10 protein-coding genes are annotated in these 13,989 nt (G+C 71.7%); 6 read left to right on the top strand and 4 right to left on the bottom strand.

From position 1 onward, the window contains the following. Positions 1-224: 224 nt before the first annotated feature. The 4 genes from ACFWIS_RS16550 (at position 225) to ACFWIS_RS16565 (ending at position 4,833) form a co-directional block, all read left to right on the top strand. On the top strand, positions 225-1,676 hold the full coding sequence (locus tag ACFWIS_RS16550; RefSeq protein WP_380456325.1) for a histidine kinase: 1,452 nt from the start codon (positions 225-227) through the stop codon (positions 1,674-1,676). Then, the gene (locus ACFWIS_RS16555; protein ID WP_380456323.1) at positions 1,628-2,275 is read left to right on the top strand and encodes a response regulator; all 648 of its coding nucleotides are present in this window, start codon (positions 1,628-1,630) and stop codon (positions 2,273-2,275) included. The genes ACFWIS_RS16550 and ACFWIS_RS16555 overlap by 49 nt, the downstream gene beginning before the upstream one ends. Positions 2,276-2,788: 513 nt before the next feature. Further along, positions 2,789-3,811, top strand: a complete 1,023-nt coding sequence (locus tag ACFWIS_RS16560; RefSeq protein WP_380456321.1) for an isopenicillin N synthase family dioxygenase — start codon at positions 2,789-2,791, stop codon at positions 3,809-3,811. Positions 3,812-4,008: 197 nt separating this feature from the next. Beyond that, complete coding sequence (locus tag ACFWIS_RS16565; protein WP_380523892.1) at positions 4,009-4,833, top strand: MerR family transcriptional regulator; 825 nt, start codon at positions 4,009-4,011, stop codon at positions 4,831-4,833. Positions 4,834-5,071: 238 nt separating this feature from the next. On the opposite strand, the gene ACFWIS_RS16570 is transcribed toward ACFWIS_RS16565, so the two are convergent. From ACFWIS_RS16570 to ACFWIS_RS16585, 4 genes are all read right to left on the bottom strand, one after another. Then, a complete protein-coding gene (locus tag ACFWIS_RS16570) occupies positions 5,072-7,255 on the bottom strand; it encodes a 3-hydroxyacyl-CoA dehydrogenase NAD-binding domain-containing protein (RefSeq protein ID WP_380456319.1) in 2,184 nt (727 codons plus the stop codon). A 58-nt stretch (positions 7,256-7,313) separates the two neighbouring features. Continuing rightward, complete coding sequence (locus ACFWIS_RS16575; protein ID WP_380456317.1) at positions 7,314-8,528, bottom strand: acetyl-CoA C-acetyltransferase; 1,215 nt, start codon at positions 8,526-8,528, stop codon at positions 7,314-7,316. A gap of 135 nt (positions 8,529-8,663) precedes the next feature. After that, a complete protein-coding gene (locus tag ACFWIS_RS16580) occupies positions 8,664-9,806 on the bottom strand; it encodes an acyl-CoA dehydrogenase family protein (RefSeq protein ID WP_380456315.1) in 1,143 nt (380 codons plus the stop codon). Positions 9,807-9,808: 2 nt separating this feature from the next. Further along, complete coding sequence (locus ACFWIS_RS16585) at positions 9,809-10,951, bottom strand: CaiB/BaiF CoA transferase family protein (RefSeq protein WP_380456384.1); 1,143 nt, start codon at positions 10,949-10,951, stop codon at positions 9,809-9,811. 312 nt (positions 10,952-11,263) lie between these two features. On the opposite strand from ACFWIS_RS16585, the gene ACFWIS_RS16590 reads away from it, so the two are divergent. Then, positions 11,264-11,734, top strand: coding sequence for a hypothetical protein (locus ACFWIS_RS16590; protein WP_380456313.1), 471 nt, complete (start codon positions 11,264-11,266; stop codon positions 11,732-11,734). A 23-nt stretch (positions 11,735-11,757) separates the two neighbouring features. After that, on the top strand, positions 11,758-13,902 hold the full coding sequence (locus ACFWIS_RS16595; RefSeq protein WP_380456311.1) for a hypothetical protein: 2,145 nt from the start codon (positions 11,758-11,760) through the stop codon (positions 13,900-13,902). Positions 13,903-13,989 lie beyond the last annotated feature (87 nt).

Consider the following 13,989-nt stretch of genomic DNA (forward strand, 5'->3'; position numbering starts at 1 on the left):
TGACGGAACATCACGCTACGAATCCGCGACCGGGTGCGGACAGCCGTCTGAGCGGCGTCCTGGGGGTGTATCCAGATACACCTCGAACTGGGTGTTCAGGCCTAGAGCTTCGGGCTTGCGGGCGGGGCAGACTGACTCAGCGAAAGATCGGGACAGAGGCCGGCGGGGTCTCCGGAACCCAGGCTTCGAGCCCTCGGCAGGGCTCAGGACGGAGGGGGCGCGACATGAGGGCAGAAGAGATCGGCCGGGCGGCCCGGCGGGTGGGCCGGGCCTGTGCGGACGGCGCGCGCGCCTGGTACGTGGTGACGTTGGCCGTGACGGGCCTGATCTCGCTGCTGGCCGGACCGGTCCTGCTCGGCGCCGCGCTGCTCGGGCCCGACGAGTCCCGGCCGTTCGGCCTGGGCGGCCCGCTGATCCTGGCGGTGCCGCTGGGCCCGGTCGCCCTGTGGGCGCTCTGCTGGGCCACCGGCGGTGGCGGTCGGGCGATCGGAGCCGTCCTGTTCGCCCCCGGCGCGCTCGCGGTGACGGCCACCCACCTGTACGGCGGCGCCGCCCCCGGCGGGCGGTCCGTCTCGCTCTGGCTGGCGCCCTCGCTGCTGGTGCTCGGGCTGTTCGGCGCGCGCTGGATCGCCACCGAGACCCGGCGGGTCGTCGACCGGTGGAGCGGGCAGCCGATCCCGGTGCCGTACCGCCGCCCGACCGGCGGGGGCGGCTCCTGGGAGCGGCTGCGGTCCGGCGGCTGGCTGACCGACCCGGCGACCTGGCGGGACCTCGCCTGGGCGTTCCTCAGCGGACTCACCGTACTGTTCACGGCCGCGGCCGTGCTGTTGACGCCGGTCGCCATGGAGATCTTCGGGCGGAACGGGCTGCTGTTCCCGCTGGTGATCGTCTACGGCATGGGTGTCTGGATGGCCCCGTTCGCGATCCTGTGGGCCGCGCCGCCCGTGCTGCGGATGCACGCGAAGGCAGCACGGTCCCTGCTCGGACCGTCCCGGCGGACCGAACTCGCCCGCCAGGTCAGCCACCTGTCGCGCACCAGGGCGGACACCATCGATGCCGGGGCGGCCGAGCTGCGCCGGATCGAGCGGGACCTGCACGACGGCGCGCAGGCCCGGCTGGTGGCGCTGGGCATGCTGCTGACCGTCGCCGAACAGGTGAAGCACGATCCGGAGGCCCTCGGGCCACTGCTGGTCGAGGCCCGGACCTCTTCGGTGAAGGCGCTGAGCGAACTGCGGGACCTGGTCCGGGGCATCCACCCACCGGTGCTGGCCGACCGAGGCCTGGCCGACGCTGTGGAGGCGACCGCACTGGACCTGCCGCTGCCGGTCACCTTCGCCGGCAGCCTGCCCGGCCGGGCCCCGGCTCCGGTGGAGTCGGCCGCCTACTTCGCGGTGAGCGAACTGCTGGCCAACGCGGTGAAACACTCCGGGGCCTCGCACGTATGGATCGAGATAGGGCACAGTGACGGGCTGCTGCGGATATCGGTCACCGACGACGGGCGCGGAGGCGCGGACCCGTCCCGGGGCACCGGCCTCAGCGGAACCGAACGGCGACTGGCCGCCTTCGACGGGGTGCTCGCGATCAGCAGCCCGTCCGGTGGACCGACCATTGTGAACCTGGAGATCCCGTGCGCGTTGTCATCGCGGAAGACCTCTTCCTCCTCCGGGACGGGCTGACCCGGCTACTGGAGGCCAACGGCATGAAGGTCACCGCGGCGGTCGAGAACGGCGAGCAGCTGCTCACCGCGGTGGCCGCCGAGCGGCCCGACATCGCCGTGGTCGACGTACGACTGCCGCCGAGCTTCACGGACGAGGGGCTGCGCGCGGCACTGGCGGCCCGGCAGGCCCACCCGGGCCTGCCCGTGCTGGTGCTGTCGCAGTTCGTGGAGCAGCTCTACGCCCGCGAGCTGCTGGCGGGCAGCTCGGGCGGCATCGGCTACCTGCTCAAGGACCGCGTGCTGGACGGCGCGCAGTTCCTGGACGCCATCCGGCGGGTCGCCCAGGGCGGTACCGCGATGGATCCGGAGGTGATCACCCGGCTGCTGACCCACAACTCCTCGGCCGGCCCGGTCTCCACCCTCTCCCCACGGGAGCGGCAGGTGCTGGGGCTGATGGCAGAGGGCCGCTCGAACGCGGCGATCGCCCAGCAGCTGGTGATCACCGAGCGAGCGGTCGCCAAGCACACCGCGTCGATCTTCGTCCGGCTCGACCTCCAGCCCTCCGATGACGACAACCGTCGCGTCCTGGCCGTCCTGGCCTACCTCAACAACGCCTGACAGCCCTCGATAACGATCGCCTGACAGCCCTCGATCCCAAGCCACAATCGACACCACCCCGCCCAGGAGACACCCAATGTGACCGATCCCTGACAAGCGACGGGCGACCTTCCGCCGCAGGGGGGTTCGCCCGCCACCGAACGGGTCATCTACGCTGGTGAGGTGCTCATCCTTGTTCGCCGCCGCCACGTGGACCTGCTCCGCGTGACGAGCATGTCCTGTCGACGCTCCGGCTGAACCTCGCGCCACCCACCCTCATGGCGGCCCCGAGCGGCCGCCACCACCTCCCGGCTACCGGAGCACCCGCCGCACCAGGCGCGGCTCCGGCCTCCCCTGGTCGACCACCGGGACCAGCCGGGACGAGACCAGCGGATGTCACACATGACGCAGCAGCACACGCCCATATCCGGAACCAGCGCCACCCCGGAGCCGCACCCGGAGCCTCGCCCTGAGAGCGGCCCCGAGACCGGCACCGAGACCCACCCTGCGGCCCGCCTCCCGGCAGGTGCCGAAGTGGGTGCCGCAACAGGTCCAGGGACCCACCCCGACGCCCTCCCGGTGATCGACCTCTCGCTCGCCGACGGCAGCCCGGAGGACCGCCGCCGGCTGCACGACGAACTCCGCACCGCGGCCACCGGCGTCGGCTTCTTCCAGCTCGTCGGCCACGGCATCACCCCGGAGGAAACGGCCGCGCTCACCGGAGCCATGCGCGCCTTCTTCGCCCTCCCCGAGGCCGACCGGCTCTCCGTGAGCAACCTGAACTCCCCCCACTACCGCGGCTACACCCGCACCGGCGACGAGCGCACCGGCGGCAGCCAGGACTGGCGCGACCAGTTGGACATCGGCGCCGAGCTGCCCCCGCACGCCCCCGGCACCGGCGAGCCCCCGTACTGGTGGCTGGAGGGCCCCAACCAGTGGCCGGCCGCGCTCCCCGAACTGCGCACCGCCGCCCTGGGCTGGATCGACCACCTCGGCACGATCGCCCAGCGCCTGCTGCACGAACTCCTCGCCTCGATCGGCGCCCGCCCCGACTTCTACGACGACGCCTTCGCCGGCCACCCCCACCTGCGCCTCAAGCTGGTCCGCTACCCCGGCACCGCCCCGGACGGCGCCGGTCAGGGCGTCGGCGCCCACAAGGACTACGGGTTCATCACCCTGCTGCTCCAGGACACCGTCGGCGGACTCCAGGTCGAGCGCCCGGACGGCACCTTCCTGGACGTCCCGCCACTCGACGGCGCCTTCGTGGTCAACCTCGGCGAGCTCCTGGAGGTGGCCACCGACGGTTACCTCAAGGCCACCAGCCACCGGGTGGTCAGCCCGGCCGGAGCCCGCGAGCGCTACTCCGTCCCGTTCTTCTACAACCCCCGGCTCGACGCCCACATCGCGCCGCTCGACTTCCCCCTCGCCCACCACGCCCCCGGCGCCACCGAAGACCCGGCCAACCCCCTCTTCGCCGACTTCGGATTCAATGAGTGGAAGGGCTACACCCGAGCCCACCCCGAGGTCACCCGCCGCCACCACGCCGCCCTCGCCTGACCCACCGGCCTCGCCCGACAGCAGGCCTCGCCCGACCCAACGCCCTCGCCCGACCGGACCGGCGCTCCCCCGTACACCGGGGCGCGTGCCGGTCCGGTCGTTGGGGCTCCGGGTCACCCCGTCCGATGGACCGGATCGAACCGCACTGTCACACTGCTGCTGTCACAGCAGGAATGTGCCAGCGCGGGAGGCAGCAGATGGGGGAGCACGGCGCCGGGGTGGGCGAGGTGCGGCTGACGGTCGACGAGTTGGCGGCGCGGGCCGGGGTGACGGTGCGGACTGTGCGGTTCTACGGCACGAAGGGGCTGCTGCCGCCTCCCGAGCTGGGGCCGCGGCGGGTGGGCCTGTACGGGGCCGCGCACCTGGACCGGCTGGGGCTGATCGAGGAGTTGCAGCGGCAGGGGCTGACGCTGGCCGCGATCGAGCGGTACCTGGCCCGGCTGCCCGAGGACAGCACCCCGCTGGGCCTGGCGATCCACCGGGCGCTGGTGGCGTCCTGGACGCCGGAGGCGGCCGAGGAGGTGGGCCGGGCGCAGTTGGAGCGGCGGGCCGGTCGGGGGCTGTCGGAGGAGCAGCTGGAACGCCTGGTCGCGATGGGGGCGCTGGAGCGCACGCCCGACCCTGAGGTGTTCCGGGCGGACCCGGGCCTGCTGCCGTTGGGCGTGCGGATCCTGGACGTGCCGATCCCGCTGGAGACGCTGCTGGCCGCCCGCGCGGTGGTCGTGGAGCACAGCCGGGCGACGGCGCGGGAGTTGCAGCGGCTGTTCCGGGAGACGGTGTGGAAGCCGTACCGGGAGAGCGAGCCGGATCCGGCGGAGCTGGCCCGGATGAAGGAGCTGACCGACCACATCCAGCCGATGGTGGCGCAGGCGCTGGTCACCGCGTTCCAGCGGTCCTTGGGCGAGGAGTTGGGCGAGGAGTTGGGCGAGGAGTTGGGCGGCGAGTTGGGCGGCGAGTTGGGCGGGGAGTTGGGCGGGGAACCGGGTGAGGCCGCACCCGCACGCGGCCCGGCCTCACCCTGACCCCCCCGAGTCCCAGTCCCAGTCCCGGGCCCGTAGGCCCAGGCCCGCGGGGCCCAGGCCTGCGGGGCCCAGGCCCGCAGGGGCCCACCCGGTCAGTCGGTCCTACGTTGTTGATGGGTTGGACGGGCCAGTCGTATGGTCCGGACGCCCAGAGACGCCGGGTACGGCTCTCAGTCGGTTGCCCTCGATGGCTCCCCTCACCTGGCCGCCCGGCGTCTCACGACGACTCGGCCGCTGATCAGGAGGTGAAGGTCCGCCCCTCCGCCGCGATCCGCTCCAGCAGCGCCGGCGGCGCGAACCGCTCGCCGTACGCGGCCGCGAGTTCGCGGGCGCGGGCAGCGAAGCCGGCCGGGCCGCCCTCGTACCCGTTGATGTACTGGAAGACGCCACCCGTCCAGGCCGGGAAGCCGATGCCCAGGATCGAGCCCACGTTGGCGTCGGCGACCGAGGTGAGCACGCCCTCCTCCAGGCAGCGCACCGAGTCGATCGCCTCGCTGAACAGCATCCGCTCCTTGAGGTCCTCGAACGGGACCTCGGAGGGATCGGCGGAGCCCGCGACGGAGAAGTGCTCCAGCAGCCCCGGCCAGAGCCGGCCGCGCTTGCCGTCCTCGCCGTACTCGTAGAAGCCCGCGCCGCCGCTGCGCCCGGGGCGGCCGAACTCGTCGACCATCCGGTCCACCACGGCGTCCGCCGGGTGCGGGGTCCAAGTCCCACCGGCGGACTCGACCGCGAGCCGGTACTCGTCGCGGATCTTGCGCGGCAGGGTGAGGGTGAGCTCGTCCATCAGGGAGAGCACCTTGGCGGGGTAGCCGGCCTGGGCGGCGGCCTGCTCGATCGAGGACGGGTGGATGCCCTCGCCGACCATGGCGACGCCCTCGTTGAGGAACTGGCCGATCACCCGGGAGGTGAAGAAGCCCCGCGAGTCGTTGACCACGATCGGCGTCCTGTCGATCTGCCGGACCAGGTCGAAGGCGCGGGCGAGCGCCTCGTCGCCGGTCTGCGGGCCGCGGATGATCTCGACCAGGCGCATCTTGTCGACCGGCGAGAAGAAGTGCAGGCCGATGAAGTCGCCGGTGCGCTGGACGCCTTCGGCGAGTACGCCGATCGGCAGGGTGGAGGTGTTGGAGCAGAGCAGCGCGTCGGGGGCGACCACGCCCTCGATCTCCTGGAACACCTTGTGCTTGAGCTCGGTGTTCTCGAAGACCGCCTCGATCACCGCGTCGCAGCCGGCCAGGTCGGCGGCCTCGGAGGTGGTGGTGATCCGGGCGAGCAGGGCGTCGCGCTTGGCCTCGGTGGAGCGGCCGCGGGCGATTGCCTTGTTCAACAGGCCCTCGGAGTAGGCCTTCCCCCGTTCGGCGGCCTCCGCGCTGACGTCCTTGAGCACGACCTCGATGCCGGCCTTGGCGCAGGCGTAGGCGATGCCGGCGCCCATCATCCCGGCGCCGAGCACCGCGACCTTGCGGACCGGCCGCTTCTCGACGTCCTTGGGGCGCCCGGCACCGGAGTTGACCGCCTGCATGTCGAAGAACAGCGCCTGGATCATGTTCTTGCTGGTCTGCCCGCAGGCCAGCTCGGTGAAGTAGCGGGCCTCGATCGCCATCGCGGTGTCGACGTCGACCTGGCTGCTCTCCACGGCCGCCGCCAGCACGTTGCGCGGGGCCGGGTAGGGGGCGCCGTTGAGCTGCTTGCGCAGATTGGCCGGAAAGGCGGGCAGGTTGGCGGCGAAGGCGGGGGTGGCCGGGGTGCCGCCGGGGATCTTGTAGCCCTTGACGTCCCAGGGCTGGACGGCGGTCGGGTTGGCCTCGATCCAGGCCTTCGCTCGCGCGGTCAACTCCTCCGGGGTGTCGACCAGTTCGTGCACCAGGCCGTGCTCCAGCGCCTGTGCCGGGCGGTACTGGCGGCCCTGCAGCAGGAACTTCAGCAGGGCGTCGGTGATGCCGAACAGCCGCACCGTACGGACCACACCGCCGCCGCCCGGCAGCAGGCCGAGGGTGACCTCGGGCAGGCCGATCCGGCTGGCGGGGGTGTCCAGCGCGATCCGGTGGTGACAGGCGAGGGCGATCTCCAGTCCGCCGCCGAGGGCGCTGCCGTTGACGGCGGCGACGACCGGCTTGCCGAGGGTCTCCAGCGTGCGCAGCGAGCGCTTGATCCGCATGGACTTCTCGAAGACGACCTCGGCCTCCTCGGGGCGGGCCGCGGAGAGCATCCGCAGGTCGCCGCCGGCGAAGAAGGTCTTCTTGCCGGAGGTGACGACCACGCCGCGCAGCGCGTCCCCCAGGCTCGCCAGCCGCTGGACCACGGCCTCGAAGTCGGCCGTGAAGGCCTCGTTCATGGTGTTGACGGACTGGGTGGGGTCGTCGAGGACGAGGGTGACCACGCCGTCCTGGTCCTGCTCCCAGCGGATGGTGGTGGTGTCGCTCATGAGTTCACGGTCTCCAGGTCTACCGGTCTGCTCTACCGGTCTGCGGGGGGCGGGGTGGTCAGACGCGCTCGACGATGGTGGCGACGCCCATGCCACCGCCCACGCACAGGGTGATCAGGCCGTAGCGCAGGTCACGCCGCTCCAGCTCGTCGACGACGGTGCCGAGCAGCATCGCGCCGGTGGCGCCGAGCGGGTGGCCGAGGGCGATCGCGCCACCGTTGACGTTCACCTGGTCGGGCCGGAAGCCGAGTTCGCCGATGAAGCGCAGGGCGACCGCCGCGAAGGCCTCGTTGATCTCGACCAGGTCGATGTCGGCGGCGGTGAGCCCGGCCTTGGCGAGCGCCTTGCGGGTGGCCGGGGCGGGGCCGGTGAGCATGATGGTCGGCTCGGAGCCGGAAACGGCGGCGGAGACGATCCGGGCGCGCGGGCGCAGCCCATACCGTTCGCCGACCTCGCGGTTGCCGATCGCGACGAGCGCGGCGCCGTCCACGATGCCGGAGGAGTTGCCCGCGTGGTGGACGTGATCGATGGCCTCCACCCAGTGGTACTTCTGCAGGGCGACGGCGTCGAAGCCGCCGGCCTCGCCGATCGCGGCGAAGGACGGCTTGAGGGCGGCCAGGGTCTCGACGGTGGTGCCGGGGCGGATGAACTCGTCGCGCTCCAGCACGACCAGGCCGTTGCGGTCGCGGACCGGGACCACCGAGCGGTCGAACAGGCCGTCCGCCTGGGCCTTGGCGGCGCGGGCCTGGGACTCGGCGGCGAAGGCGTCCACGTCGGTGCGGGAGAAGCCGCCGATGGTGGCGATGAGGTCGGCGCCGATGCCCTGCGGGGCGAAGTTGGTCTCGTACGAGGTCATCGGGTCGGCGAACCAGGCGCCGCCGTCGGAGGCCATCTTGACCCGGGACATCGACTCCACGCCGCCGGCCAGGATCAGGTCCTCCCAACCCGAACGGACCTTGGCGGCGGCCAGGTTGACGGCTTCCAGGCCGGAGGCGCAGAAGCGGTTCTCCTGGACGCCGGCCACCGTGTCGGGCAGACCGGCCGCGATGGCGGCGATCCGGGCGATGTCGGAGCCCTGGTCGCCGATCGGGCTGACCACGCCGAGCACGATGTCGTCGATCGCGGCCGGGTCCAACTCGGGGTATCGGCGGCGCAGTTCGTGGATCAGGCCGACGACCAGGTCGATCGGCTTGGTGCCGTGCAGCGAGCCGGTGGCCTTGCCGCGGCCGCGCGGGGTGCGGATCGCGTCGTAGACGTACGCTTCGGTGGTCACGATGGGGATGCCTTTCGGGGCGAGGGTTCCTGCGGGTCCGGGGGCCTTCCGGGGCCTGGGGAGCGGGCGGCGCCGGACGGGGCCTGGGGGTAGGGGCGGCGGCGCCGGGCGGGGCCCGGCCGAGGGCGACGGGGCTCAGCCGAGGATGGAGCGGCCGACGATCTCCTTCATGATCTCGGTGGTGCCGCCGTAGATCGTCTGGATCCGACCGTCGGTGAACGCCCGGGCGACCGGGAACTCGCTCATGTACCCGTAGCCGCCATGGAGTTGGAGGCAGCGGTCGGCCGTGCGCTTCTGCAGTTCGGTGGCCCACCACTTGGCCATCGAGGCGTCGGCCGGGGTGAGCGCGTAGCGGTTGTGCTCGGTGATGCAGCGGTCGACGAAGGTCCGGGTGATCGCGCACTCGGTGGCCAGTTCGGCGATCTCGAAGCGGACGTGCTGGAGCTTGGCCAGCGGACGACCGAAGGCCTCGCGCTGCTTGACGTAGTCGGTGGTGATCTCCACCAGGTACTCGGCGCCGGCGATCGCCGCGGCGGCGATGGTCAGCCGCTCCTGAGCGAGGTTCTGCATCAGGTGGACGAAGCCGCCGTTGAGCTCGCCGAGCAGGTTCTCCTTCGGCACCCGGACGTCCTCGAAGAACAACTCGGCGGTGTCCTGGGCCTTCTGGCCGATCTTGTCCAGGTTCCGGCCGCGCTCGAACCCGGGTGTGCCGCGCTCGACGGCCAGCAGGCTCAGCCCGTGCGCGCCGCCCTCGGGCGTGGTCCGGGCGACCACGATGACCAGGTCGGCCAGGATGCCGTTGGAGATGAAGGTCTTGGCGCCGTTGAGCAGGAAGTGGTCACCCTGGTCGACCGCCTGGGTGCGGATGCCCTGGAGGTCGGAGCCGGTGCCCGGCTCGGTCATCGCGATCGCGGTGATCAGCTCGCCGCTGCAGAAGCCCGGCAGCCAGCGGCGCTTCTGCTCCTCGGTGGCGAGCGAGGTGAGGTACGGGCCGATGATGTCGTTGTGCAGCCCGATCGCCAGTCCGGAGGCCCCGGCCCGGGCGAACTCCTCGGCCAGCACGGCGGCGTAACGGAAGTCCGGGGCGCCGCCACCGCCGAACTCCTCGGGCACGGCCGTCCCGAGCAGCCCCTGTCGGCCGGCCGCCAGCCAGACGGAGCGGTCGACGATGCCCGCCTTCTCCCAGCGGTCGTAGTGGGGCAGCACCTCCTTGGCGAGGAAGGCCTTCACGGTGGCCCGGAAGTCCTCGTGCTGCTCGGTGAAGATCTCGCGCTGCAACGCTACTCCCCTTGCTCTGCCGCTGAGTTGACGGATTCGGTGGCGCTGCTCGCGGGCCGGAGCGCCGGAACGCCCCACTCCCGGGCCACCTCGGCGGTGTCCGCCCCCGGCCGGGCCGGTGGGCGGCGCAGCGCGCCGGGGGTGGCGGAGAAGCGCGGGGCGGGCGCGGGCTGGGTCACGCCGTCCGCCTCGACATAGGTGCCGCGGGCCGACAGGTGCTCCTCAACAGCCGCCTGACGCATCGTCAGAACCGGTTCCACGCAGGCGTCCGAGCCCGCGAAGACGGCCTCCCACTCGCCCCTGGTCCGGGTGGCGAAGCGGGCCGCGATCAGGGCGTGCAGTTCGGGCCAGCGGGCGAGGTCGTACTGACCGGGCGCGTCCGGGCCGAGCTCCAACAGGCGGGCGAACTCGGCGTAGAACCGCGGCTCCAGCGCGCCCACCGCGAGGTGCCCACCGTCGGCGGCCCGGTAGATCGCGTAGAAGGGTGCACCGCCGTCCAGCAGGTTGACGCCCCGGCGGTCCTGCCAGTGGCCGGCCGCCAACAGCCCCCACAGCATGCTGCCGAGGTGGGCCGCACCGTCCACGATCGCGGCGTCGACCACCTGCCCGGCCCCGGTGGTACGGGCGTGGTGCAGCCCGGCCAGCAGGCCGACGACCAGGTAGAGCGAGCCGCCCGCGTAGTCGCCCAGCAGGTTCGCCGGGATCCCGGGCGGCGCGTCGGCCCCGCCCGGCGAGGCGACCAGCCCGAGCACCCCGGCCACCGCCGCGTACCCGAGGTCGTGCCCGGCGGTGGCGGCCCGCGGCCCCTGCTGGCCCCAGCCGGTCATCCGCCCGTACACCAGCGCCGGATTGCGCGCCAGACAAGCCTCCGGGCCCACGCCGAGCCGCTCCGCCACCCCGGGCCGGTAGCCCTCGATCAGCAGGTCGGCCCGCTCGACCAGGTCCAGCACCAGGCCGGGCCCCTCGGGCGACTTGAGGTCGACCAGCACCGAGCGCTTGTTCCGGTTGGTGAGGTCGTACGCCGGGTCGGTGCCGAGCGGCGACGGCTCCGGGCGGTCCACCCGCACCACGTCCGCCCCGAGGTCGCCCAACAGCATCGCCGCGAACGGCCCCGGCCCGATCCCGGCGAGCTCGACCACCCGCACACCCGCCAACGGCCCCGGCCCGCCCGCACCGGCCACCGGACTGCTTGTGTCACGCACTGGCTGCAGAACCCTCCGGGGTTTGACAGTAAAGCTGTAACACTCGCGATGATAGGCAAGCGACCGGCCGGTAACAAGCCCTCGACCCCGGGCCCGTGTCGCCAATTCACCCCCGCGTAAGCCCTGATGGAATCGATCACGCCCAGTGCGGCCGACGGCACGGAGGGTGGGTCGGTGCACTGACGGAGCCGACCTGTACGGTCGTCATGTCGCGGGGGGTGCACGACCCCCCAACGTCCAGGGGAGGACACACACATGGGCAGCCCGTACTTCACCACCGGACCGGTCGCCCCGGCGACGGACCCGATGCCGAGCACGGCGGCCAAGAAATCGCCGTACGCCCCTCCGGCGCCGGCCGACAACGGCACCACCGTGCCGCAACTCCCCTTCATCCCGCCCGGCAAGGTCACCAGCCGACTGGACACCCCGTACGAGCTCACCGCCTCCGCCGGACTCGCCCGGCAGATCGCCACCGACCTCGACGACGCCAACGCCAAGGCCGGGCCCGGCGCGCACAGCCTCACCGAGTACGCGAGCACCGCCGCCACCAGGATCCGCGGCTTCTCCTTCGGTGCCGCCCTCACCGGCAGCACCGAACGGTGGCTCCAGCAGTGCAAGACCCTGCACGACAAGGTCGACAACGCCGCCACGGGCCTCGACCAGACGCGGCAGAACTACCACTCCAACGAGCTCACGACCACCGCCGATCTGCGCGCGACCCGGTAGAAGTCAGAAGGGGGAACGGACACATGGTGTCCTTCAAGGAACTGCACGAAGCCGACTTCTCCGGGGTCTCCGACGCCGCCGAGGCATGGGCCGGGGTCGCCAAGGCCCTCACCGCCCTGGACGGTCGGGTCACCAAGGACCTCACCAGCACCGCGCAACGGGCCGGCTGGAAGGGCGACGCCGCGGACAGCGCCACCAAGGCGCTGCAGGGCATCGACGACGACTTCAAGAAGGGCTCGGCCGTCGCCACCTCCCTCGCCGCGATCATGAAGACCGCCGCCGAGGACTTCACCGCCGCCCGCCACGACCTGGACACGGCCCTCCACGACGCGCAGGCGCAGGGACTGAGCGTCTCGGCTGACGGCACTGTGAGCTGGAGCCTCCCGAAGGATGCGAGGAACGACACGGACAGCGAGGTCCTGGCACGGGACATGGCCGCCAAGTCCCTCGCAATCTCGGACCGTCTGGGCAAGGCCGTCGAAAAGGCCACCGCCGCCGACCAGCGGGCCACTCTCCACCTTCAGAGCGACATCGGCACCAGCAACGCCGTCTTCAACCCCACCCCCGGCGGCACCGGCCCGGTCAGCGACGCCAAGCGGGCGCAGGACCTGATCTCCAAGGCCTACGACCTCTCCGATGACGAACTCAAGCAGTTGCAGGCGCTGCTGGCCGCCAACGCGGAGAACAAGGAGTTCGCGACCACGCTGCTCACCGGCCTCCAGTGCAACGGGCAGACCGGTCCGGAAGCCTTCCTCGACTACAGCAAGATCCTCGGCGACCTCGCGCAAGGCCACCACAACGCCAAGGGCTACCAAGACGTCTACGGCAACATGGCCGTGGTGCTCGCCACCGGCACCCGTGACAACGGGATGGGCAAGGAATGGGAGAACGGGCTGTTCCGGGCCGCCCGCGGTCCGGGCGGCCCGAACGACACGTACCTGGCGCTCACCACGCTGATGGAGACGAAGGGGACCTTCGACAAGGCCTTCGTGCGCAGGGTCGGCACCGACCTGCTCGACTACGAGGCCAACAACAAGCTCAAGGGCATGGACCTGTGGGGCCCTGCCTTCTACGAGGACCCCAGGAAGGGCGACCCGCTGGCCCCGCTCCTGCGGATGATGAAGGGCGATCGGGAAACGACCCAGACGTTCCTCGACCCCAGCCAGAACAACAACCTGGTCCACCTCCTCAAGGACCGCGGCTGGCTCGACGAGGACCAGGAGCGCAAGCTTCCCGCAGACGTCCTGCGTGACACGTCCCACAAGCTGTTCGCGGACATGCTGGAGGACGCCACCACCAGCCGCGGCCCCGACCGGAACCAGCACCCGGCGCCGCACGACCCGGTCAGCCAACGGATCATGGACGAAACGCTCAAGACCCTCGGGGGCACCACGCCTGACGACCGAACGTCGGTGGCGACAGTCCTGCGCCGACCGGTAGCCAGGATGCTCGCCGACTACTCACCGGATGTGTTCGGAATTCTGGGCAACGATCTGCAAGGCCCATCGCAGCCGAACGGACTGACTGCAAAGCCGGAGCAACTCCTCCGCGTGGTCCGCGGTGCCCTGGAGGATCCGGACACGTTCCAGATCATCCACAAGTCGCAGACCGAGGAGATCGCCCGCCGCCTCGACACCTACGGGCCCGAGGACTTCAAGCCCGATGCCACGGGCCGCCCGGACCACACCCTGTCCGCCTTCTCGCAGCAGTCTGCCAAGGTCCTCGGCGGGCTCGACGCAGCGTTCGTCAACGCGGTCACCGACCACGCGGATGCCAAGAATTCGGCCATCGACTGGCAGCAGCGGATGCTCTACCACGCGATCGGCACGCCCGTGAACCTGGCGCCGGACTTTCTGATGCCCGGGGTCTCGAAGGTGGTGCCACTGGGAGACGCAGCGCAGCGCCTCGTCGACATCGGGACCGCCTCGTGGGCCGAGCAGGCAAAGGCGCCGATCAGCAGCGCCACTGCGGCCAGCGTGAGCGACCGCTACTCGGCGGGACGCTCCGAGCTGGATGCGATGATCGTTGGCAAGGCGAGCCAGTACGGCATCGCTCCGGCGGACGCCGGCCACGCCGGCACCGTGACGAACCATCTGCTCCTTGAGGCGGGGCCCTTCTACAACACCGGGATCGACAACGCGTACCACGCCGCATTCGGCAAGGGGTGAGGACCATGGACATTGAACCTGACGAATGCTCTGGCACTCCTGCTGCGTCCGCCGAGCGCGATGGCTCCAAGCACACCTGGCGGAGGC

Source organism: Kitasatospora sp. NPDC127060 (assembly GCF_042724935.1).
Taxonomy (GTDB): Bacteria; Actinomycetota; Actinomycetes; order Streptomycetales; family Streptomycetaceae; genus Kitasatospora.